We start from the raw sequence: 21821 nt of genomic DNA, 5'->3' as shown, positions 1-21821 counted from the left end.
CATCTTTGTCGATGCGGCCCGCCTTTTCAGCTTATTGGAAGACGGCGTTAGGATTATCCAGGCTGTCGGAACCTTCAAGCTCGACGGTGCCGAGATCCAGCGACGCAATGACGCGCTGTACGGTCTTTGCCTGGGCGATCAGGCCGTCGATCGCCGCCTGAATGGTGGCGTTGCCCTCGGCATTGCCTTCGCCGATCATCTGGTCGTAGGCCTCGGTCGTTTCCGCGCGCTTGGCCATCGCCTGCATCTTCTCGACGGTGGTGGCGAGGTTGCCCGCCATCTCCTTGTCGAGCGCGGCATCCTTGGCCGCGACGAGCTCGGAGAGCGACGGGCCGGTCATCTTCGTGCCGTCGACGCGGGTGTATTCGCCCGTATAGGCCGACTGGATACCGATCGCATCGTGCAGGTGCGAGTTGTGCGTGTTGTCGGAGAAGCAGTCATGCTCTTCTTCCGGATCGTGCAGCAAGAGGCCGAGCTTCATGCGCTCGCCGGCGAGTTCCCCATAGGAGAGCGAGCCCATGCCGGTGAGGATGGCGACGAGGCCAGCCTTCGGGTCGGCCTCGACCGCCTTGGTCGCGGCACCATCCGGCGTCCAGTTGGCGACCATTTCCTTGAGGTCGGAAACGAGCAACTCGGTCGCGGCCTTCAGGTAGGCGGCGCGGCGGTCGCAATTGCCGCCGGTGCACGCCTTGGTGTCGTAATCCGTGTACGGGCGGTTGCCGGCGCCGGCCTTGGTGCCGTTCAGGTCCTGGCCCCAGAGCAGGAATTCGATCGCGTGGTAGCCGGTCGCGACGTTCGCCTCGATGCCGCCGGCTTCCTGCAGCGTGCCCGCCAGGAATTCCGGCGTGATGTTGGAGGCGTCGACGTCCTTGCCGTCGATCTTGATCGTCTTGTTGGCGATGACATTGGCGGTGAACAGCGCGTTCTCGTCGCTCTCGGTGCCGTAGCTCGGATCGACATAGTCGATCAGGCCTTCGTCGAGCGGCCAGGCGTTGACCTTGCCTTCCCACTCGTCAACGATCGCGTTGCCGAAACGGTAGACTTCAGTTTCCTGGTAGGGGTTGCGGGCCTTCTTCCAGGCGTCGCGCGCGGCCTTCAGCGTTTCTTCGCTCGGCGTCGCGATCAGCGCGTCGACCGCCTTGTCGAGCGCTTCTGCGGTCGTCAGCGCATCTTCGAACTTGGCGTGAGCGACGGCGGTATAGTGCTTCACCACGGCGGCGGCATCGGTCGCGGCATGGGCCGGCTGCAGGGCCATCGCCGAGGTCGCCGTCATCAGCGCCAGCGCGGCGCCGCGGAAAAATTTCTTGGTCATGACCCTCTCCTGTTGCGTCCCCCGGCGCCGTCGAACGCGCCGCAAAACATGGCGTCGTTCAGCCGTCAGGCCATGAGAAAGGCCCCGCCGAGCCCGCTTCTCATGAACCAAAAGCAAACTTGTGTCAAAGTGTATAGTTTAGAACGCTTTCAATCTGATGCGCGCCTTTTGACGATCGTCAAACGGCCTTAACCCTTGCGTTGCATCAGGCAGAAGAAGAAGCCGTCCGTGCCTGTGGAAGCGGGGGTCAGCGTCACCGTCTTCATGTCCGCAGACCAGGGTTGCGGCTTGTCGGTGCCAAACAGCGTCGCCCAGATGTCGGCGGCCGACAGGATCTCGAATTCCGGATTGTCCTCGCAGAAGCCGTAAACCTGCGCCTCGTTCTCCTCGGGAAGAACCGAGCAGGTGACGTAGATCAGGTGGCCGCCGGGGCGGACGAACTGCGCCGCACTTGCCAGCGCTTCTTCCTGCTGGGAGATGCGCTCTTCGAGGTTCTTCTGGTTCAGCCGCCATTTGGTATCGGGGCGACGGCGCCAGGTGCCGGTTCCGGTGCAGGGCGCATCGACCAGCACGCGGTCGAAACGGCCGGCCAGCGGCGCGAGGCTTTCGGTCGATTCATGCACCTGGACATTGCGGGTGCCGGCGCGCTTCAGCCGCTCGATGATCGGGGCGAGCCGCTTGCGGTCGGTGTCGTAGGCGTGGACCTGGCCCTTGTTGTTCATCGCTGCCGACATGGCGAGCGTCTTGCCACCGCCGCCGGCGCAATAGTCGAGCACCTGTTCGCCTTCCTGCGGATAGGCGAGGTCGGCGACGATCTGCGATCCCTCGTCCTGGACCTCGAACCAGCCCTTCTGGAAGGAAAGCTCGGCCGTCACGTTCGGCAGGCGCGAGGCGCCTTCGCCGGCGGGAATGCGGATGCCGTTGCGGGCGATCGTTGCTGCCTCGGCGCCGCTGCGCTCCAGCGCCTTCAGCACCTTGGCGCGCGACGCCTTCAGCGTGTTGGCGCGCAGGTCCAGCGTCGGCCGGCCGGCGAGCGCCTTGGCTTCTTCCAGCCAGTCGTCGGAGAAGTTTTCTTCAAAGGAGGCTCGCACCCATTCGGGGATGTCGCCCTGCACATGGGCCGGGGCGTCTTCGATCTGGCGCGACCTGAAGGCCTGAAGCTGTTCGGCCGGTGCCTCCGGCGCGAACTTGTCGCCATCGAGTTCGGCGGCCAGCTTTTCTGGCGAAAAGCCCCACTGGCGGTACATCACCGCATGGCCGAGCGCCGAGGCGCTGTCGCTGTCCATGAGGTAAGCGTGGGAGAGCTTCATGCGAAGGGCGTCGTAGACGATGTTGCCGATCGCCGAGCGATCGCCGGATCCGGCGAAACGGTGGGCAAGGCCCCAATCCTTGAGCGCGTCGGCGACCGGGCGCTTCCGCTTTTCGATATCCTCAAGAACCTCAATGGCTCCAGCGAGCCTGCCGCCCAAACGCATCTTCGATCAACTCCTTTTTCGCCGTGGTAACGGCGATGGCATCGAAGAGCAAGACGGCGGAGAAGATTAACCGCCGAGAACGGCCTTTAGCGAAGTAGATCCACCCGAACGCAGGCCGGGTAGCAGTATTTCAAGATCAGGAGTTGACGACGCGGTAGCAGACGCTGGCAGTACCGGAGCGAACCATGCCGATCTGCGAAGCAGCAGCCTTGGAAAGATCCATGACGCGACCGCGGATGAACGGGCCTCGATCGTTGATGCGAACGATCACGCTCTTGCCGTTGCGCTTGTTGGTGACCTGCACCTTGGTGCCGAACTTCAGGCTGCGATGGGCGGCCGTCAGGTGAGCGGCATTCATGCGCTCGCCGGAGGCGGTCTTGGAGCTCAGCGCATACCAGGATGCGCCGCCGCAGCCGGCACCGGCCGCATGGCTATCGGAAACGGAAACGAGACCGATAGTGGCCGTGAATAGCGCTGCAGCGGCAGCAGTCTTGATCTTCGCTGGCGTCAAACTGGCGATCCCCTCGGTCAAAACACTTGGTTAAAAACTTCTGGGAACCGCTAATTGGGGCGAAAAATGGCAAAAACGTGCTTCAACCATTTACGCTCTATTAGGATTTATTAAAAAATGACGAAATTTCAAAAACGAAGATTGTTTGAAATAGTTTAAACCTGGACCGGAAGTTCTTTGGAATCAGGGGTTGAGCGCTTGCCAACTTCCGCACGCGGGCCCAACTCGCCGGTAAACGAAAAAAATCATTAAAAATTTCGAATTGGACCAGTTTTCCGGAATCCGGATGGTCGAAAATTCGTTACTAGCGCACAGGTTGTATGAAAAAGCCAAGTATCGAACGAATATCCAAAGAATGTCACAATTGCGCTCGCCCAGCCCTGGCCATTACTGACGGACTGACTGTCGACGTTCTATAAGCATTACGGGTTATGCTATCTGGCGCGTGCCATATTTCGTTTCACTGTCCGCGCCAGGCGCCCGACTGCCAGAGCTGTGCAAGCGAGACGCGATAATCCGGAAACGCGAATTCAAAACCGGTTGCGCGCATGCGGGCGTTCGAAACCCGCTTGTTTTCGCCATAGAAGGTGCGGGCCATCGGTGACAGTTCGGCTTGCTCGAAGGGCGTTTCCGGCGGCGGCTCGACACCCATGAGCCGGGCGGCTTCCGCGACCACGTCCTGCGGCGGTGCCGGCTCGTTGTCGGTGATGTTGAAAACGCCGCTGGTGCCAGTGTTGGCAAGGAACAGGGCTGCCGCGCCAATATCCTCGACGCGGATGCGATTGAACACCTGGCCGGGCTTGACCAGTCGCCGCGCCGTGCCGTTTTCGAGATTGCAGAAGGCGTTGCGTCCGGGGCCGTAGATGCCGGAGAGCCTCAGCACCGCGACGGGAATATCCTTCTTCTTGCCGAAGGCGATCCAGGCGTCTTCCGCTTCCACGCGTTCGACAGAGCGGGCCGAGACCGGTTTGCGCAGCATGTCCTCAGTGACCCATTCTCCGCCGTGGTCGCCATAGACGCCCACCGTCGAGAGGTAGCCGATCCATTTGAGGTTCGGCGCGATCTGCGCGAGGTCCAGGCTCGTGGCGCGGAACATGGGATCGCCGTCGCGACCGGGCGCGATCGACTGGATCAAATGGGTTGCCTTGCCAAGGGCGGTGGCCAGACCGTCGGAGATCGTTTCGCCGTCGAAGAGGACCGGGCGGATGCCGGCCTTTTCGAGCTTTGTCGCCTTCTCCTCGGTCCGGGTGGTGCCGATGACGCTTGTGGCCGTCGGGGCCATCGCTTTTGCGATTGCGGTACCGGAGTAACCGGCGCCAAGGATCAGGACATGCATCGGCTCACTCCCGCGATCTGCCATTCGTTGAGGACGTCTTCGTCCGTCTCTGGCTCGCATTGTTCGGCAAATTCCGCAAGCGCCGCAGGCGCGACCAATCGTGACAGCGCCCAGACCGCCATCGCCCGCACCACGGCAGAGGGGTCGTTGACGCGGGCCTTGACTGCGGGCACCAGCGCCTCGCTGCCGGAGTTGCCGGCGGCGATCAGCACGTTCCGCACGAAGCGGTCTCGACCGATGCGCTTGACGGGCGAGCCTGAAAACAGGCTGCGGAAGCTCGAATCATCGAGGTCAAGCAGGGTTTCGAGCGACGGCGCCTTCAGGTCGTCGCGTGCTCTGAGCTTCATTTCCGAGGCCGCCTGCGCGAACTTGTTCCAGGGGCAGGCGGCAAGACAGTCGTCGCAGCCATAGATGCGGTTGCCGATCAGCGGCCGGAATTCGGGATCGATCGGCCCCTTGTGCTCGATCGTGAGGTAAGAGATGCAACGGCGCGCATCGATCCGGTAGGGCGCCGGGAAGGCGTCGGTCGGACAGGCGTCGAGACAGGCGCGGCAGGAACCGCAATGGTCGCGCTCGGCGTCGTCGAACGCAAGGTCGGCCGTGGTGAACAAGCTGCCGAGAAACAGCCATGAGCCATAGTCGCGGCTGACGAGATTGGTGTGCTTGCCCTGCCAGCCGAGGCCGGCCTGCTCCGCCAGCGGCTTTTCCATGACAGGGGCGGTATCGACGAAGACCTTGACGTCCTCGCCGGCGCGGGCGGCAAAGCGGGTCGCGACTTCCTTGAGCTTGCCCTTGATGATGTCGTGATAGTCGCGGTTCTGGGCATAGACCGAGATCGCACCGCGATCGGTCTGCTGGAGAATGCCGCGCGGATCGTGTTCCGGGCCGTAGTTCATCGCGAACATGACGACGGAGCGCACCTCGCTCCAGAGCGTGCGCGGATCGGAACGGCGCTCGGCCGTCTCTTCGAGCCAGTCCATCGTGCCGTGGAAGCGCTCGTCGAGGAAATCCCTGAGCCGGCTTGGGGCTTGCGGAATAGCATCGGGCCGGGTGATGCGACAGAGATCGAAGCCCTTGTCTGCCGCTTCCGCCTTCAGGAACGCCGTCAGCTTCAGCCGGCGCCGTTCCTCACTGTCTGCCTTGGCATCGATGCCGGGCACGCTGTTCGCCTCAGAAGTCGAGATCCGCATAGTGCGGAACGGGGGTCACGCCGCGCACGCGCTCGGCAAGCAGCGGGCGGAAGGAGGGGCGGGACTTCAGCCGCTGGTACCATTCCTTGGCGCTCGGAGCGTCCGACCAGTCGATTTCTCCAAGATAGTCGAGCACGGACACGGTCGCGGCCGCGGCGAGATCCGCATAGGAAATGCGGTCGCCGGCAAGCCAGGTGCGTGTGCCCGCGAGCCACGAAAGGTATTTCATGTGCTGGCGGATATTGGCGCGGGACGTGCGCAGGATCTTGCTGTCGGGCGCGCCGCCGCCCTGGTCCGGCGTCATCTGCAGCTTGAAGATACGCTCGCGCACCAGCGGCCGGGTCACATCGGCTTCCATCTTCTGCAGGAACCACTCGACCAGCCGGCGGATCTCGGCGCGCTGGAACGGATCTTCCGCGAGCAGCCGGCGATCCCGCTTCATGATGCCGTTCGTCTCGTCGAGATATTCCGAGATGATCGTGGCCCCACAGAGAGCCCTCATACTATCGTCAACATAGACCGGTAGCGTGCCGGCCGGGTTCAACGCCAGGAAGTCGCGCCGATTTTCCCAGGGCTGCTCATCGGTCAGTTCCGTCTGATAGCCGTATTCCGAAAGGATCAGGCGAACGAACCGTGAGGCGGAGGACATTGGGTGATGATACAGTGTCGGCATCGATGATCTGGTTTCTCAGAGGCTTTTTGCTGGGGGCATCAGCGTGGCGGCGCAAGCGTCTGGCCACGGCTCATAAGAAAGAGCTATAGAAATTTGTGGTGGCAAACACAAGCGAATCAGCCTTTTCCCCCCACTTCAAAACTTGTCAGGAAAATCTCATATATGGCGGATCAATCGATCATCAGCGCGCTCGTCCTCGGGCTCATCGAGGGCCTGACGGAGTTTATCCCTGTCTCGTCGACGGCGCATGTTCTCCTCGCCGGCCACTTTCTCGGCTTCAAGTCGCCGGGCAACACCTTCGCCGTTCTCATCCAGCTTGGCGCCATTCTGGCGATCCTGCTCGTCTATTTCCAGAAGCTTCTGTCGATCGCGCTGGCGCTGCCGACAAGCATCAAGGCGCGCCGCTTCGTCGTGTCAGTGCTGCTCGCTTTCCTGCCGGCGGCCGTCATCGGCGCCATCGCCCATGATTTCATCAAGACGGTGCTGTTCGAGACGCCTGTCCTGATCTGCGTCGTGCTGATCGTCGGTGGCGTCATCCTCTATGCGATCGACCAGATGCCGCTGAAGCCGCGCTATACCGACGTGATGGACTATCCGCCGTCGCTGGCGCTGAAGATCGGTCTGTTCCAATGCCTGGCGATGATCCCCGGTACGTCCCGTTCCGGCGCGACCATCGCCGGCGCGCTGCTGATGGGCACCGACAAGCGCTCGGCCGCCGAGTTCTCGTTCTTCCTGGCGATGCCGACCATGCTCGGCGCCTTCACGCTGGACCTCTACAAGAACCGCGACGCGCTGTCCTTCGACGATTTCACCATGATTGCCGTCGGTTTCATCGCAGCCTTCGTCGCCGGCATTTTCGTCGTGCGCTCGCTGCTCGACTTCGTCTCGCGGCGCGGCTTCACGCCTTTCGCCATCTGGCGCATCGTCGTCGGGATCGCCGGCCTGATCGGTCTGTGGCTGCTTGGCTGAGCGGAACCGACGATCTCAGAATGACAAAAGGCGCGTTCCGGACGCGCCTTTTTCTTTGGCCTAAAGCGGCCTCCATAAACAAAGCCGCGTGCGTCTCAAGAAGAAACGCACGCGGCCACTGGCCCCCGCCAATAACTTTTTGATGCCTCGTCGAGGCGCCGCCCCTTAGTGGCCGGAAAGGTCGATCGATGCCGTGGTGCACGGATCGACGCCATAGGCCGGCGCGCAATCCTTGCCGCTGCTGGCGACCGTGTTCGGCGCCATGAACGAGCCAGCCAGAATGATCAGTGCCGCACACGCAAAAAAGATTGCGATCGACTTGCCCATGGACGCTATGCCTTTCGAGAATGATGCCGCCGCCCGCCGTCATGCCTTGGGATCGGGGGCGCGAGGCGGTGTTTAGTTGGTGGATATGACATGATCAATATCAGGACATGTTGAATTTGCGGTAAATGCCAATCGCTTTTGCCAGTGCGGCAGAACTGCAACGCTGTTACCGCAATACAACAGAAAACGGCCGCCGGAGGTTCCGACGGCCGTTCAAAAAATCACTGGGTCGCTGCCGATCAGGCGGCGCGGCCGCTGCGGGTGTACTGGCCCTGTGGACGGTAGCGCACGAGGTAGGTCGGCAGGATCGGTTCCAGCATCGTCGGGTCGATGCCGATGCCCGAAAGCGTGCGGCCTTCCGAGACGGCCTTTGCCGAGACGACATTGTCGGATTTCAGCAACACCACCTGGTCGGCGGTGAGCGGCGGCGTGACGAAGGGGATCAGCGACGAAACGCTGCCGATCAGGGACGCAACGCCGAAGGGCAGCGAGACGAGCGTGCGCTTGCGGTCAATTGTGTTGAGCATGATCTCGAGACAGTCACGGAAGCTCAAGACGTCAGGGCCACCGAGTTCGTAGATCTTGCCCTTGGCGATCTTGCCATCGACGGCGCGGGCCACAGCTTCGGCGACGTCGGTCACGTAGACGGGCTGGAATTTCGTCTCACCGCCGCCGACCAGCGGCAGGACCGGCGAGAAGCGGGCCATGTTGGCGAATTTGTTGAAGAAGCCGTCCTCGGGGCCGAAGACGACCGACGGACGCAGGATGATCGCGTCGGGCTTCGTTTCCAGGATAGCGGCCTCGGCGCGGCCCTTGCTGCGGGCATAGTTCGAAGCGGACGATGCGTCGGCGCCGATGGCGGAGATGTGGGTCAGCGTCGCGCCGACGCCGCGGGCCGCTTCAGCCACGGCACGGGCGCCGAAATCCTGGACCGCATCGAAGGTGTTGCGGCCGCTCTCGAACAGTACGCCGACGCAGTTGATGACGTGATCGGAGCCTTCGACCGCGCGGTCGACCGATTTACGGTAACGCAGGTTCGCCTGGACGAAGGAGATCTGGCCGACATTGCCGAGCGGCTGGAGATGGCCGGCAAGATCCGGACGGCGAACGGCGACGCGGATGCGATAGCCGCGCTTGGCGAGCGCGCGCACCACATGACGGCCGACGAACCCGGATCCGCCGAAAATCGTCACCAGCGGCGGAAGGTTGGACAAGGTCATGGGATGTGCACTCCTGATCGGATCGGAAAGAATTGATTGCTACATAGCCCAACAGCCGCGAGAGGTGAAGGCCAATCGACGCCTGCGTGCAGAGCCTGCTGAAGGTTGGAGGCGGTGGGGATCAGACGCCTTCGACGACCACCATCTCGGCGTCGGCGACTTCCTGGCGGATAGCGGCGGCAATCTGGTACTCGGGAGAGTTATAACAGTCGATCGCCGCCTGCAGCGATGGAAATTCGATAACCACGTTGCGGGCGCGAACGCCACCTTCCAGCCGGTGATGCACACCGCCGCGCGCCAGAAAATTGGCGCCGTACTTCTCGAAGGCCGGCTTTGCGGCCGCCACATAGTCCTTGTAGCGCTCGGGGTCGCGGACATCGACCCGTGCGATCCAGTATCCCTTGGCCATACTGAGCTCCTCGTCTTGCAGCACGAAAGGCTGACGGGAGTGTTACTTCCGGCAAATTTGGGTCGAGGTCAAGCGGATCGGCCGGCCGCGCGGATCCGAAGGGTGCCGCCCGACATCAGCGGGCAAGCGCGCCGTTCATTTCGGCAAGGATGGCGCGGGCAGCGACAAGCGGCTCGGCGGCTGCGACGATTGGGCGCGCGACGACGAGATGGCTGGATCCGGCCTTGAGCGCCTCGGAGGGCGTCATCACCCGCTTCTGGTCGCCCTTGTCCGCGCCGGCCGGGCGGATGCCCGGAGTGACGAGCGCCATGTTGGGGCCGATGATCTTGCGCACGGCCGAAGATTCTTCCGCCGAGCAGACGATGCCGCCCATGCCGGCGGCGCGCGCCTGTTCGGCCCGGCGCAGCACCAGCGTGTGCGGGTCGTATTCGTAGCCGGCATCGATCACGTCCTGCTCGTCCATCGAGGTGAGCACGGTGACGCCGAGCAGGCAGAGATCGGAGCCCTTCGCTGCCTCGACTGCCGCCTTCATCGCCTTCGGATAGGCGTGCAGGGTCAGCATCGACATGCCCATCTTGGCGATGTTCTCGACGCCCTTGGCGACCGTGTTGTCGATATCGAGCAGCTTCATGTCGAGGAAGACCTTCTTGCCGCTCTTGGCCAGGTCGCGTGCGAATTCCAGGCCGCCGGCAAAGACCAGCTGGTAGCCGATCTTGTAGAAGGAGACGTCGTTTCCGAGCGTCGACACGATCTTCTCGGCATCCGCAATCGTCGGAAGGTCGAGGCCTACGATCAGTCTGTCGCGCGCGGTTTCGGTCATCGTCTAAATCCCCTGCCAGTGTTCCATCGGGGTCCAGTCGCATGCGACGGCTCGATCCGCAAGGCGGAAAGCAAAGACATTGCCGCCGCCGCCACCCTTCTGGTCGGCGGCGCGCGAGATCGGCGCGCCAGTGAGCCGGCATTTCAGAAGCGTGCCGACGCCGCCATGGCCCACGAAGGCGATCGGGATCTTCGGGTCGTGGTCCTCGAGGATCCGAAAGACCGCATTCGAGATGCGGGCCTGGGCGTCGATCGCCCGCTCCCAGCCCTTGAAGCTCTCGGTGGGATTGGCGAAGAACCAGTCGGCCGCCTTCTCGAATTCCGGCGGCGGCAGGAAGCCGGTAGCCGAGCGATCGTTCTCGCCCATGTCGTGGTGGACCTCGACCGTCACGCCGGCCGCATCGGCCAGCAGTTGTGCGGTCTCGATCGCCTTGGTTTCGTCGCTCGAAACGATCCGTCCGAGCGATCGCACCCAGGGCAACGCGGCGGTGATGACCGCGCGTTCGCGGCCAACCGTGGAAAGGCCCCATTGCGGGACGGGCACATCAGGATCGATCTGGACCTGCGGATGGGTGACGTAGACGCCGAACATCCTGTCAGTGCGCCCGGCGATAGACCCAGAGCTGCGCCGGCGGAATGTTGCGCACGACGAAGTCGAGATGCTGGATGCTGTAGCGGTCCGGCATGGCAACGACGGGCGACAAAGGTCCGTAGGAAATCTGCACGACCGGCCGGCCGACCGGAATGCGCGACAGCAGATCGTCGATCAGTTCAACGCGCCGGTGCATCGGGAAGTTCAGAAGCGGCACGGCCGAGACGACGCTGTCGAAGGTCTGGCCGTTGAGTTCGCCAAGGGTATGCTCCAGATCGAAAGCATCGCCGTTGATGAAGTTGACGCCGTTGAAGTTGGTCTTGAGCTGATTGTAGAAATCGGTCGAATACTCGATCGACACGAGATTGGACGGCTCAAGGCCACGCTCCAGGATCGCCTTGGTGATGACGCCAGTGCCGGGGCCGAGCTCAAGAACCGGAAGGCCCGAGGCCGGGTTGATGACGCTTGCCATTCGGCGCGCGGTGACGGAGGAGGTCGGCAGGATCGCGCCGACGGCCTTGGCGTTGCTCATCCATCCCTTGAAAAAGCGAATCTCCTCGTCGAACTTCCGTCCGAGCCGTTCCTTCACCTTCACGCGCAAATTCATTGAACCCCTCAAAACCGCTGTCCTCTCCTCGCACAGGCCGTCCGCGCATGATTCCCCACCCGGTGATTCGAGCCGGTGGCGGCGGCGTCAATATAATGTGTCCCCATCTGCGGCAAAAACAAGTCTGTCTGCGCCTGAAAGCGTTCGCTTATCAACAGCCCGCAAATGCCGCGGCCAACAAAAAACCCGCCACGCGCGGGCGTGACGGGTTGGCAATTCGTGCCGCGTCAGGCCCGGCTACACGCGCATCGGCATGAGCACATAGAGCGCATCTTCAGCGGCCAGATCACGGACGAGCGTCGGCGAGCCCGGGTCTGCAAGCATGAAGATCGCATCGGTGCCGGTCAGTTGCGACGTGATGTCGAGCAGGTACTTGGCGTTGAAGCCGATTTCGAGCGGATCGTGGTCGTAGCCGACGGGCAGTTCTTCCGTAGCACTGCCGGAATCCGGATTGTTGACCGTCAGCGTCATCTGGCCTTCGTTCAGCGCCAGCTTGACGGCGCGGCCACGCTCCGACGAGATCGTCGATACGCGGTCGACGGCCTGGGCGAAGGACTGGCAATCGACGCGCAGTTCCTTGTCGTTGTTGGCCGGGATGACGCGCTGGTAGTCGGGGAAGGTGCCGTCGATCAGCTTCGAGGTCATGACGATCGAGCCCATCGTCAGGCGGATCTTGGCGTCGGAGACTTCGACGGTGACGACGAGATCCGGGTTGTCGAGCAGCTTCTGCAATTCGCTGACGGTCTTGCGCGGGATGATGATGCCCGGCATGCCTTCGGAACCGGACGGCGCTTCGACGTCGGCGCGCGCCAGGCGGTGGCCGTCGGTGGCAACAGCGCGAAGCTTCAGCTCACCCTTGCTTTCGACCGTGTGGACGAAGATGCCGTTGAGATAGTAGCGGGTTTCCTCGGTCGAGATCGCGAACTGGGTGCGATCGATCAACATCTTGAGGTCGGTCGCCTTGAGGCGGAACGAGTGCGAGAAGCTGCCGGCGGTCAGGTCCGGGAAGTCGGATTGCGGCAGGCACTGCAGCGAGAACTTGGAGCGGCCCGAGGCGACGGTCATCGCCGTGCCTTCGGCGTTGGTGGCGAGCAGCACTTCCGAACCGTCGGGCAGCTTGCGCACGATGTCGTAGAGCAGGTGGGCCGGCACGGTGGTCGCACCCGCCTGTTCCACCTGAGCCGGCGTCGCCTCGGTGATTTCGAGGTCGAGGTCGGTCGCCTTCATTTCGAGGCTGGCGCCGTCGGAACGCAGGAGCACGTTCGAGAGGATCGGGATCGTGTTTCGCCGCTCCACCACGCGGTGCACGTGGTTCAGCGATTTCAGGAGGTTGGATCGCTCGAGAGTAATGCGCATGGGATGCCGCTTTCAACCATTGCCCGGCGGGCGAAACGTCCGCCTGAGCGTCAACTGCGAGTGCCCCGGCCGACCGACCGGATAGATGTGGACCGGCAAAATGGCAGAAAGAGCGCCCGGAAAGCAAGGGGTTTGAGGGCTTCTGTCCCCAGATGCGGCACGTAGGCCCGCCGTCTTGCCCTTGCTCTGTCATGGTGGCTCACTCATAAAGGCCGGATAGACACATCGGTCAGCACGATCAGGACGTTACAGGTGGAAAAGCAGAAGACAGCGGAACCGGCAGGCGGACAGAGGGAGCGCAGCTACCGGCTGCACAATGTGAGCGTTCCGGCCCGTCCCCTTGATGCCGCGCTCTATCTGGTGGCGACCCCGATCGGCAATCTCGGCGACATCACGCTGCGGGCGCTGGAAACGCTGGCCGGCGCCGATGTGCTGGCCTGCGAGGACACGCGGGTCACACGCGTGCTGCTCGACCGTTACGGCATCACCAATCGGCCCTATGCCTACCACGAGCACAATGCCGACGAGGTCGGTCCTCGGTTGCTGGCAGCGCTTTCGGAAGGGCGTTCGGTGGCGCTGGTGTCCGATGCCGGCACGCCGCTGGTCTCCGACCCCGGCTATCGCTTGGGGCAGCTTGCGATCGGGGCCGGACATCGCGTCGTGCCGATCCCCGGCGCCTCGGCGCCGCTCGCAGCGCTCGTCGGTTCGGGCCTGCCGAACGACGCTTTCCTTTTTGCCGGTTTCCTGCCGACCAAGGACAAGGCCAAGCGCGATCGCTTCAGGGAACTCGCCGCCGTGCCGGCAACCATCCTGTTCTTCGATTCGCCACACCGGATCGCTGCAACCGTCGCTGCGGCAGCCGAGGTCCTGGGCGAGGGCCGGCGGGCCTCCGTCTGCCGCGAACTGACCAAGACCTTCGAGGAGTTTCGCCGCGGCACGCTCGGCGAGCTTGCCGTTCATTATGAACAGGCGGGGCCGGTCAAGGGCGAGATCGTGCTCGTCATCGGCCCTCCTGACGCCGCGCCCGAACCGGAAGCGGCCGATGTCGATGCGCTGCTGCAAAGCCTCGTTGCCGACATGCCCACCGGCAAGGCGGCAACCGAAGCCGCCCGCCAGACGGGCCTGCCGCGCAAGGAACTCTATGACCGGCTGCTGCAACTGAAGGAGCGCCATGACGACTGATGGCGGCGACAAGCGGAAGCTGAGGGCGCTGAGGCGAGGATACCTTGCCGAATACCGCGCCGCGCTTTGTCTCCTGCTCAAGGGCTACCGCATCGTCGCCATGCGCCATCGCACCAAGCTTGGTGAGATCGACATCATCGCAAGGCGCGGCGATCTCATCGCCTGTGTCGAGGTCAAGGCCCGTCGCTCGGCCGAAGACGGCGTCTTCGCCGTGACGGCGACAGCGCAGAGGCGTATCCGTGCCGCGAGCGATCTCTGGCTGGCGAAACAGCCGGAATTCAGCAGGCTTTCCGTGCGCTACGACATCGTCACCGTGACCCCTTGGGGCTGGCCGCGGCACCTGCCGGATGCGTTCTGAATCGGCGCATAATGAAGGAAAATGATTGCGTTGTTCCGCGGGTGCCTCTCGTTGGAACATATTCTCGAATTTGTAATCGTTCCGACATAAAAGCGTTACGGGCCTGTCATTGAAGGTCACTAGTCCACTGCCATCCGCAACCCGGTGGAGAGGATTAGTCATGTTCAAGAAGTTTACGCTCGCAGCCCTTACCCTTGCTTTTTCCGCGACCTCGTCGCTTGCCGCGACCAATATTACCTGGTGGCACGGCATGGCCGGCCGCAACGGCGAAGTCATCAATGAAGTTTCCAAGAAATTCAACGAAGCCCAGAGCGCCTGCGCGCTGACCCCGGTTTCCAAGGGCACCTATGAAGAGGCGCTCGCTTCCGGCATCGCCGCCTTCCGCTCGGGCGAACAGCCGAACATCCTGCAGGTCTTCGACGCCGGTGCCGCCACCATCATCAACGCCAAGGGCGCGGTCATCCCGGCCGAAGACCTGATCATCAAGGCCGGCCACAACTTCGACCGCAACGCCTTCATCGACGGCGTGCGCTACTTCTACGCCGACAGCGAAGGCAAGTTCGTCGGCATGCCGTTCAACTCGTCGGCGCCGATCATGTACATCAACGACGAAGCGCTGAAGAAGGCCGGCGTCGAAGCACCGAAGACCTGGGAAGAGTTCGAAGCCGCTGCCCCGAAGCTCAAGGAAGCCGGCTACATCCCGCTCGTCCAGTCGCAGCTGACCTGGCAGTTCACCGAGAACTTCTTCTCGCGCAACAACATCCAGTTCGCCACCAACAACAACGGCTATGACGCCGTCGTCGACACTGAGCTGAAGGTCACCGACCCGAACCTCGTGATGATGTTCGACAAGCTCAAGGCCTGGAAGGACGAAGGCTACTTCGCGTTCTACGGCGCCGGCTGGAATGACAACCAGAAGGTCTTCGAAGAAGGCAAGGCCGCCTTCTGGATCGGTTCGTCGGGCTCCTTCGGCGGCCTGCAGAAGACGGCGCAGATGCCGTTCTCGGCAACCTTCCTGCCCTATTGGGGCTCGATCAAGGGCGCCGGCACCAACTCCTTCATCGGCGGTGCTGCCCTGTTTGCCATGTCCGGCAAGTCGGATGAGGAAAACAAGTGCGTTGCCGACTTCTTCCAGTTCCTGACCTCGCCGGAGATCCAGTACTTATACCACAAGGCCACCGGCTACGTCGCCATCACCAAGGCAGCCTACGAGCTTGCCCAGAAGGACGGCTACTACAAGGAAAAGCCGGTTGCCGAAGTCGGCATCAAGCAGCTCATGCTGCCGGCCGGCGACTGGTCGAAGGGCTACCGCCTCGGCTTCTACCCGCAGATCCGCGAAATCATGGAACGCGAATACGGCCGTATCTTCTCGGGTGAAACGACCGTCAAGGACGCGTTCGATACCATCGAGAAGGAAGGCAACGAGCTGCTCGCTCGCTTCGCCAAGACGGCCGGCTGATCTCCATGTCGACCGTGACAGATCTCCTCCCCGCAGCGCGGGGAGGGACCGGAGCAAAGACCGGGAGGCGTCGCTTCGGCGCCTTCCGGCTTTTCGGTGGCCAGTCGAATAGTGGAGGGGAAAGCGCTGCAAAGCGTGTGCAATTCTCCTCGCGGTTCCTGCCTTACCTCTTCCTCGCGCCGCAGCTCGCGATCATCTTCATCTTCTTCTACTGGCCCTCGGTTCAGGCGATCCAGTCGTCCTTCTATCTCGAAGACCCCTTCGGCTTCGGCTCGACTTTCGTCGGCATGACCAACTATACGGACGTGCTGAAGTCAGGCGAATATCTCGGCATCGCCCGCTTTACCGCGGTCTTCACCGCGCTCGTCACCTTCTTTGCGCTGTCGATCGGCCTGCTGCTCGCCGTCAAGGCTGATGGCGTCATCCGCGGCAACGCGGCCTACAAGACGCTACTCATCTGGGTCTATGCCATCGCCCCGCCGGTTGCAGGTCTGATCGGCATGATGTTCTTCGACCAGCATATCGGCCCGATCGTCGAGCTCGCCCGCTGGTTCGGCTGGGACATCAAGGTCGGCCTCAACTACTTCGACACCGCCTTTTCCATGGTGGTCGTCTCGGTCTGGAAGCAGATCCCCTACAACTTCATCTTCTTTCTTTCGGGCCTGCAGGGCATTCCGGTGGCGGTGCGTGAGGCGGCAGCGATCGATTGCCGCTCGGGCTTCCGCCGCTTCTGGACCGTCATCCTGCCGCTTCTGGCGCCGACCGCCTTCTTCCTTCTGATCATCAACGTCACCTATGCGCTGTTCGACACCTTCGGCGTCATCGACGTGATGGTGAAGGACAAGGCCGCCAACAACCCGATCACCCTTGTCTACAAGGTCTACATGGACGGGTTCCGCGGCAACGATCTCGGCGGCTCGTCTGCCCAGTCGGTGATCCTGATGCTGATCGTCTTCGTGCTCACCATTTTCCAGTTCCGCTTCATCGAGCGGCGCGTGCACTACAATTGAGGCGGGGCCGATGTATCGCACCAAGATTTTCGACCACGTCATCCTCCTCATCGGCGTTTTCATCATGGTGGCGCCGGTCGTCGTCGCCTTCATGACCTCGACGCACGAGGCGGCCGATATCCACCGCAACGGCCTCAGCCTCACCTGGGGCGGCCACTTCGTCGAGACCTATCAGACGGTGCTGACCCGTGAGGGCGGCTTCACCGGCAAGATCACCGGCTTCAACATGATGCTGAACTCGATGATCCTGGGCTTGGGCTTTGCCGTCGGCAAGATCGTGCTCTCCATGCTCGCCGCCTATGCGCTGGTCTATTTCCGCTTTCCGCTCGCGACCTTCTTCTTCTGGGTGATCTTCACCACGCTGCTTTTGCCGCTCGAAGTGCGCATCCTTCCGTCCTACGAAGTGATGAACACGCTGAAGCTGACGAACACCTATACCGGTCTGATCGTGCCGCTTCTGGCATCCGCCACCGGCACCTTCTATTTCCGGCAGTTCTTCAAGTCGGTGCCGGACGAGTTGCTGGAGGCGGCCCGTATCGACGGCGCCGGGCCGTTCAAGTTCTTCATCGACGTCCTGGTGCCGCTCTCGCGCACCATGATGGCAGCGATCTTCATCATCATGTTCGTCTATGGCTGGAACCAGTATCTCTGGCCCACCCTGATGACCACCGACGAGGGTTTCTTCACGCTGGTGCGCGGCATCAAGCAGATCCTGCTCGTCTGGGTCGGCTCGAACATCCCCGACTACAACGAGGCTTTTGCGCTGGCGATCCTCGCCATGCTGCCGCCTGTGATGATCGTCGTGATCTTCCAGCGCTGGTTCATCAAGGGCCTGACCGAAAGCGACAAGTAAGCGGAGCGGCGGCGGGACAAAGGTCCCGCCCGCTCCTGAAACGACACCAATTTTACGGAGGCAGCCATGGCGGCCATTACTATCGCCGAGGTCTCGAAGATCTATCACGGCAATGTCGAGGCGGTGAAATCCGTCTCGATCGACATCGAGGACGGCGAATTCATCGTGCTGGTCGGCCCGTCCGGTTGCGGCAAGTCTACGCTCCTGCGCATGGTTGCCGGCCTTGAAACGATATCAAAGGGCACGGTGACGATCGGCTCGCGCGTCATCAACGACGTCGATCCGGCCGAGCGCGACATCGCCATGGTCTTCCAGAACTACGCGCTCTATCCGCACATGACCGTCTACGAAAACCTCGCCTACGGTCTGAAGAACCGCAAGACGCCGAAGGCCGAGATCGACGCCCGCGTCGCCGAAGCCGCGCGCATGCTGGAGATCGAGCCGTATCTCTCCCGCAAGCCCCGCGCGCTCTCGGGCGGCCAGCGCCAGCGCGTCGCCATGGGCCGCGCCATCGTGCGCAAGCCGGCGGCCTTCCTCTTCGACGAGCCGCTTTCCAACCTCGACGCCAAGCTGCGCGTGTCGATGCGCGGCGAGATCAAGCGCCTGCAGAAGCGTCTCGGCACGACCTCGCTCTACGTCACCCACGACCAGCTCGAAGCGATGACGCTTGCCGACCGGCTGGTGGTCCTGAACGGCGGCCGCATCGAGCAGATCGGCCGGCCGCTCGATGTCTATCACCGCCCGGCCTCGACCTTCGTCGCGAGTTTCATCGGCTCACCGGCGATGAACCTGATCAAGGGGCACATCGAAGGCGGTAGCCTACAGATCGGCCTCTACCGGATAGACCTCGCCGGCCGCGCGCCGGTGGAGGGCGCCGTCACCGTTGGCCTTCGCGCCGAGGATCTCCGGCTTGCGGGTGTCGGCGAGGACGCCATGCTGTTTCAGGTCGACTATGTCGAGGAACTGGGCGCGCAGCGGCTCGTGCATGGCGCCATCGAGGGCCAGGCGCTGACCATCGCGCTGTCTCCGGAAACGCCGCTATCGGGCGATCTCGCGGTGACCATCGCGGTCGACCGCCTGCACTTCTTCTCGCCCGAGACCGGAAAGCGGCTGGAGCGCGGCACGTCGTTTGCCAATGAAGCCCCGGCGCAGACCCTTCGCCTGGAGACCGCATCGTGATTTTCGAAACCGTCGAGCAACTTGCCGTTCCCTCGCTTGAAACCCGCGCCAGCTTTGCCGAGATCGTGCGCACCATTGCCGCCCATGACGCCGCCATGGCTGCCCGGCCGGAGATGAACAGCGTCGAGGTCGGCGGTACGCCTTCGTCGGCCGCGCCGCTCGCCTTTCCGTTCACCGTCTCTGCCTGGAACCTGGAACGCTGCCTGTTTGCGCCGGAAAGCGCTGCACATCTGGCCGAAACGGGCGCGCCGGTCGTCCTGCTTTCGGAAATGGACAACGGCATGGCCCGTACCGGCCAGCGTCATCCGACCGCCGAAGTCGCCGATACGCTCGGCATGCAATACGCCTATGGCATCGAGTTCATCGAGCTTGGCCTCGGCTCCGACACCGAGCGCGAATTCTGCGAGGACGATTTCAACGCCAAGGGTTTCCATGGCAATGCGCTGATGGCCTCGGTGCCGCTCGGCCGGCCGTTCATGCTGCGCCTCTGGGGCGAACGCCTGTGGTTCACCGACGGCGAGCAGCCGCGCCTTGGCGAACGTATGGCGATCGGCGCCGTCATTGAGACCGAGGCTGGTCCGTTCGTCGCCGTCTCCACCCATCTCGAAAGCGCAACGACCGCCGTCTATCGCGAGCGCCAGGTCAAGGAATTGATAGATGCGCTCGACGAAACCTTCCCCGGCCTGCCCGTGCTGATCGGCGGTGACCTCAACACCGGCAACCACGCCGGCGGCGATTTCGAGGCCGAAGGTCTGTTCGCCGTGAGCGCTGCCAGGGGCTTTACCCGCCACGGCGGACCGCTCGACGTGATGACCACGCGTCCGAGCCTCATCACCCGTTGGCCGGAACGGGCGATGAAGCTCGACTGGTTCCTGTCGCGAGGTCTGAAAATTGGCGAGACCCGCATCATCCCGTCGCTCGACGAAACCGGCCGGCCGCTTTCGGACCACGATCTCATCACCTGCGTCGCCGAAGGCTTCGAATAGGCCCGGCTCTCCTTGCCTAAGGCCCGCCCGCATTCTACATGTCGAGGGCTTTACCAGTGCGGCAGGGGGTAGCGGTTTTCCCGTCCTCTTCCGTTCCGGTAGTTTGAAATCGATCACGGCTGTCCGTGATCCATGAGGGATGGGTAGATGGCGAAAATCGTCAATGTCGGGGTCCAGATGGACCATGTGTCGGGGATCAACATTGCGGGGGATTCCACCTTCGCCATGAGCCTCGAGGCACAGTCGCGCGGCTATCGCCTTTTCCACTACACGCCCGAAAAGCTGTCGCTGCGCGACGGCAAGGTCTATGCGAGCGTGCAGCCGATGACGCTGCGCGACGTCAAGGGTGACCACTTCACGCTTGGCGAAGCCGAGCGTGTCGATCTTTCGACCATGGACGTCATCCTGCTCCGTCAGGACCCGCCCTTCGACATGGCCTACATCACCTCGACGCATCTGCTCGAGCGCCTGCATCCGAAGACGCTCGTCGTCAACGATCCGGCCTGGGTGCGCAACTCGCCGGAGAAGATCTTCGTCACCGAATTTGCCGACCTGATGCCGAAGACGCTGATCACCCGCGATCCCGCCGAAATCGCAAGCTTCCGCCAGGAAATGGGCGACATCATCCTGAAGCCGCTCTACGGCAATGGCGGCGCGGGCGTCTTCCACTCGACCCGCGACGACCGCAACATGTCGTCGCTGCTGGAAATGTTCGGGCAGATGTTCCGCGAGCCCTTCATCGCCCAGGAATACCTGCCGGCGGTGCGCAAGGGCGACAAGCGCATCCTGCTCGTCGACGGCGAGCCGGTGGGCGCCATCAACCGCGTTCCGGCGGACCATGACGCCCGCTCCAACATGCATGCCGGCGGCCGCCCCGAGCCGACGGAGTTGACGGCACGCGAAAAGGAAATCTGCGCCCGCATCGCGCCGGCACTCAAGAAGCGCGGCTTCCTCTTCGTCGGCATCGACGTCATCGGCGACTACATGACCGAGATCAACGTGACCTCGCCGACCGGCATCCGCGAAGTCAAGAAGTTCGGCGGCGCCGATGTCGCGAGCCTGCTTTGGGACGCGATCGAACGCAAGCGCGCCTGATCGGCACTAGCTTGTAACCTGCCACCGGTGGAACAAGCGTGCCGCGGGTCTTTGCCCGCGGCCGTTTTCTGGAACGGCCCCTTGCCGGTGCGTCCACGCCTTTCAAGTGTTCTGTTATTGTTCTTGTTTTTGTGCGCGATCCGTGCAAGGCTTCTGCCTGCAACCCTGGGCGGTTGCGGCGCCCGATAGCCGGGCTGCCTGGGCGAGGGGGCAAGCATGGTCGCGCGCGTCAGCACGGTCGCATTTCAGGGTATCGAGGGACTGCCTGTTGATGTGCAGGTGATGGTCGCGCCGGGCAAGGTCGGCATGCAGATCGTCGGCCTGCCGGACAAGGCCGTCGCCGAAAGCCGCGAGCGGGTGCAGGCCGCGTTGCATGCCTCCGGTCTCGCCCTGCCGGCCAAGCGGGTCACCGTCAATCTCGCGCCCGCCGACCTGCCGAAGGAAGGCAGCCATTTCGACCTCGCCATCGCCCTCGGGCTGATGGCAGCCCTCGGTGCCATCCCCGGCGACGCGCTGGCGCCTTATGTGGTCATCGGTGAACTCAACCTCGACGGCACCATTGCTGCCGTTGCCGGCGCGCTGCCGGCGGCAATCGGCGCCAATGCGCTCGGCAAGGGGTTGATCTGCCCGGCCGAAAGCGGACCCGAGGCGGCCTGGGCCGGCGCCGAGATCGATATCCTGGCGCCGCGCAGCCTGATCGCGATCGCCAACCATTTCCGCGGCACGCAGGTGCTTTCGCGGCCTGAAGCCGCCATCCGTTCGGGCGCATCTAACCTGCCCGATCTCGCCGACATCAAGGGACAGGAGAGCGCCAAGCGGGCGCTCGAGGTGGCTGCTGCCGGCAACCACAATCTCTTCAAATTGTGGACGCAAGACCCATCCGCTATCTTCAGCGTTGAAGCG

At 63.0% G+C, this 21821-nt stretch carries 22 protein-coding genes and 1 pseudogene; 10 read left to right on the top strand and 13 right to left on the bottom strand.

The annotated features are described in order from the left end of the window. Positions 1-31: 31 nt before the first annotated feature. The 6 genes from OKW20_RS06020 to OKW20_RS05995 all read right to left on the bottom strand — a co-directional run bounded on the left by OKW20_RS06020 (position 32) and on the right by OKW20_RS05995 (position 6497). Positions 32-1312, bottom strand: a complete 1281-nt coding sequence (locus OKW20_RS06020) for an imelysin family protein (protein WP_043615417.1) — start codon at positions 1310-1312, stop codon at positions 32-34. 188 nt (positions 1313-1500) lie between these two features. Then, positions 1501-2787, bottom strand: a complete 1287-nt coding sequence (locus OKW20_RS06015; protein WP_429170851.1) for an RsmB/NOP family class I SAM-dependent RNA methyltransferase — start codon at positions 2785-2787, stop codon at positions 1501-1503. A gap of 136 nt (positions 2788-2923) precedes the next feature. Then, on the bottom strand, positions 2924-3298 hold the full coding sequence (locus tag OKW20_RS06010) for a septal ring lytic transglycosylase RlpA family protein (protein WP_060519659.1): 375 nt from the start codon (positions 3296-3298) through the stop codon (positions 2924-2926). Between the two features lie 460 nt (positions 3299-3758). Then, complete coding sequence (locus tag OKW20_RS06005; protein ID WP_429170848.1) at positions 3759-4634, bottom strand: SDR family oxidoreductase; 876 nt, start codon at positions 4632-4634, stop codon at positions 3759-3761. Continuing rightward, a complete protein-coding gene (queG, locus tag OKW20_RS06000; protein WP_429170846.1) occupies positions 4622-5824 on the bottom strand; it encodes a tRNA epoxyqueuosine(34) reductase QueG in 1203 nt (400 codons plus the stop codon). Before queG ends, OKW20_RS06005 begins: the two co-directional genes overlap by 13 nt. Then, entirely contained in the window at positions 5805-6497 is a 693-nt protein-coding gene (locus OKW20_RS05995; RefSeq protein WP_043615432.1) for a glutathione S-transferase family protein, read from the bottom strand. The genes queG and OKW20_RS05995 overlap by 20 nt, the downstream gene beginning before the upstream one ends. 162 nt (positions 6498-6659) lie before the next feature. Here OKW20_RS05995 and OKW20_RS05990 point away from each other — a divergent pair, with 162 nt between their 5' ends. Then, positions 6660-7466 (top strand): undecaprenyl-diphosphate phosphatase, encoded by an 807-nt coding sequence (locus OKW20_RS05990; RefSeq protein ID WP_429112039.1) that lies wholly within the window; start codon positions 6660-6662, stop codon positions 7464-7466. A 165-nt stretch (positions 7467-7631) separates the two neighbouring features. Here OKW20_RS05990 and OKW20_RS05985 read toward each other — a convergent pair whose 3' ends face one another. From OKW20_RS05985 to dnaN, 7 genes are all read right to left on the bottom strand, one after another. Further along, positions 7632-7793 (bottom strand): hypothetical protein, encoded by a 162-nt coding sequence (locus tag OKW20_RS05985; RefSeq protein WP_034804494.1) that lies wholly within the window; start codon positions 7791-7793, stop codon positions 7632-7634. Positions 7794-8032: 239 nt separating this feature from the next. Continuing rightward, positions 8033-9013 carry a complex I NDUFA9 subunit family protein gene (locus tag OKW20_RS05980; RefSeq protein WP_429112040.1) on the bottom strand — a complete coding sequence of 327 codons (981 nt, stop codon included), beginning with the start codon at positions 9011-9013 and terminating at the stop codon, positions 8033-8035. A gap of 121 nt (positions 9014-9134) precedes the next feature. Next, positions 9135-9422, bottom strand: a complete 288-nt coding sequence (locus OKW20_RS05975) for a DUF1330 domain-containing protein (RefSeq protein ID WP_043615443.1) — start codon at positions 9420-9422, stop codon at positions 9135-9137. Between the two features lie 115 nt (positions 9423-9537). Next, positions 9538-10242, bottom strand: coding sequence for an orotidine-5'-phosphate decarboxylase (gene pyrF, locus OKW20_RS05970; protein ID WP_429112042.1), 705 nt, complete (start codon positions 10240-10242; stop codon positions 9538-9540). 3 nt (positions 10243-10245) lie between these two features. Beyond that, entirely contained in the window at positions 10246-10833 is a 588-nt protein-coding gene (locus tag OKW20_RS05965) for a histidine phosphatase family protein (protein WP_429170844.1), read from the bottom strand. Positions 10834-10837: 4 nt separating this feature from the next. Next, positions 10838-11440, bottom strand: a complete 603-nt coding sequence (gene pmtA / locus OKW20_RS05960) for a phospholipid N-methyltransferase PmtA (protein ID WP_082005986.1) — start codon at positions 11438-11440, stop codon at positions 10838-10840. Between the two features lie 237 nt (positions 11441-11677). After that, a complete protein-coding gene (gene dnaN, locus OKW20_RS05955) occupies positions 11678-12796 on the bottom strand; it encodes a DNA polymerase III subunit beta (RefSeq protein ID WP_192448080.1) in 1119 nt (372 codons plus the stop codon). A gap of 252 nt (positions 12797-13048) precedes the next feature. Between dnaN and rsmI the strand changes: the two genes are divergently transcribed. From rsmI to OKW20_RS05910, 9 genes and pseudogenes are all read left to right on the top strand, one after another. Beyond that, positions 13049-13978 carry a 16S rRNA (cytidine(1402)-2'-O)-methyltransferase gene (gene rsmI / locus OKW20_RS05950; RefSeq protein ID WP_429170842.1) on the top strand — a complete coding sequence of 310 codons (930 nt, stop codon included), beginning with the start codon at positions 13049-13051 and terminating at the stop codon, positions 13976-13978. Further along, the gene (locus OKW20_RS05945; protein ID WP_429170840.1) at positions 13968-14336 is read left to right on the top strand and encodes a YraN family protein; all 369 of its coding nucleotides are present in this window, start codon (positions 13968-13970) and stop codon (positions 14334-14336) included. Before rsmI ends, OKW20_RS05945 begins: the two co-directional genes overlap by 11 nt. Before the next feature lie 160 nt (positions 14337-14496). After that, the gene (locus tag OKW20_RS05940) at positions 14497-15795 is read left to right on the top strand and encodes an extracellular solute-binding protein (RefSeq protein ID WP_429170838.1); all 1299 of its coding nucleotides are present in this window, start codon (positions 14497-14499) and stop codon (positions 15793-15795) included. A gap of 5 nt (positions 15796-15800) precedes the next feature. Then, positions 15801-16805 (top strand): ABC transporter permease subunit, encoded by a 1005-nt coding sequence (locus tag OKW20_RS05935; RefSeq protein WP_429170836.1) that lies wholly within the window; start codon positions 15801-15803, stop codon positions 16803-16805. A gap of 10 nt (positions 16806-16815) precedes the next feature. After that, positions 16816-17658, top strand: coding sequence for a sn-glycerol-3-phosphate ABC transporter permease UgpE (ugpE, locus tag OKW20_RS05930; RefSeq protein WP_429170834.1), 843 nt, complete (start codon positions 16816-16818; stop codon positions 17656-17658). 66 nt (positions 17659-17724) lie between these two features. Then, positions 17725-18837 carry a sn-glycerol-3-phosphate import ATP-binding protein UgpC gene (locus OKW20_RS05925; protein WP_429170833.1) on the top strand — a complete coding sequence of 371 codons (1113 nt, stop codon included), beginning with the start codon at positions 17725-17727 and terminating at the stop codon, positions 18835-18837. After that, positions 18834-19823 (top strand): endonuclease/exonuclease/phosphatase family protein, encoded by a 990-nt coding sequence (locus tag OKW20_RS05920; RefSeq protein WP_429170831.1) that lies wholly within the window; start codon positions 18834-18836, stop codon positions 19821-19823. Before OKW20_RS05925 ends, OKW20_RS05920 begins: the two co-directional genes overlap by 4 nt. 147 nt (positions 19824-19970) lie before the next feature. Then, a complete protein-coding gene (gene gshB / locus OKW20_RS05915) occupies positions 19971-20918 on the top strand; it encodes a glutathione synthase (RefSeq protein ID WP_429112056.1) in 948 nt (315 codons plus the stop codon). Between the two features lie 216 nt (positions 20919-21134). Continuing rightward, positions 21135-21773, top strand: a pseudogene (locus OKW20_RS05910) (magnesium chelatase domain-containing protein); the annotation flags it as partial. Positions 21774-21821: the final 48 nt, after the last annotated feature.

This window comes from Ensifer sp. LBL (genome assembly GCF_050435225.1).
In the GTDB taxonomy this organism is placed as follows: domain Bacteria; phylum Pseudomonadota; class Alphaproteobacteria; order Rhizobiales; family Rhizobiaceae; genus Ensifer.
The sequence above is the reverse complement of the archived record's forward strand: the minus strand, read 5'-3'. Positions and strand labels throughout refer to the sequence as shown.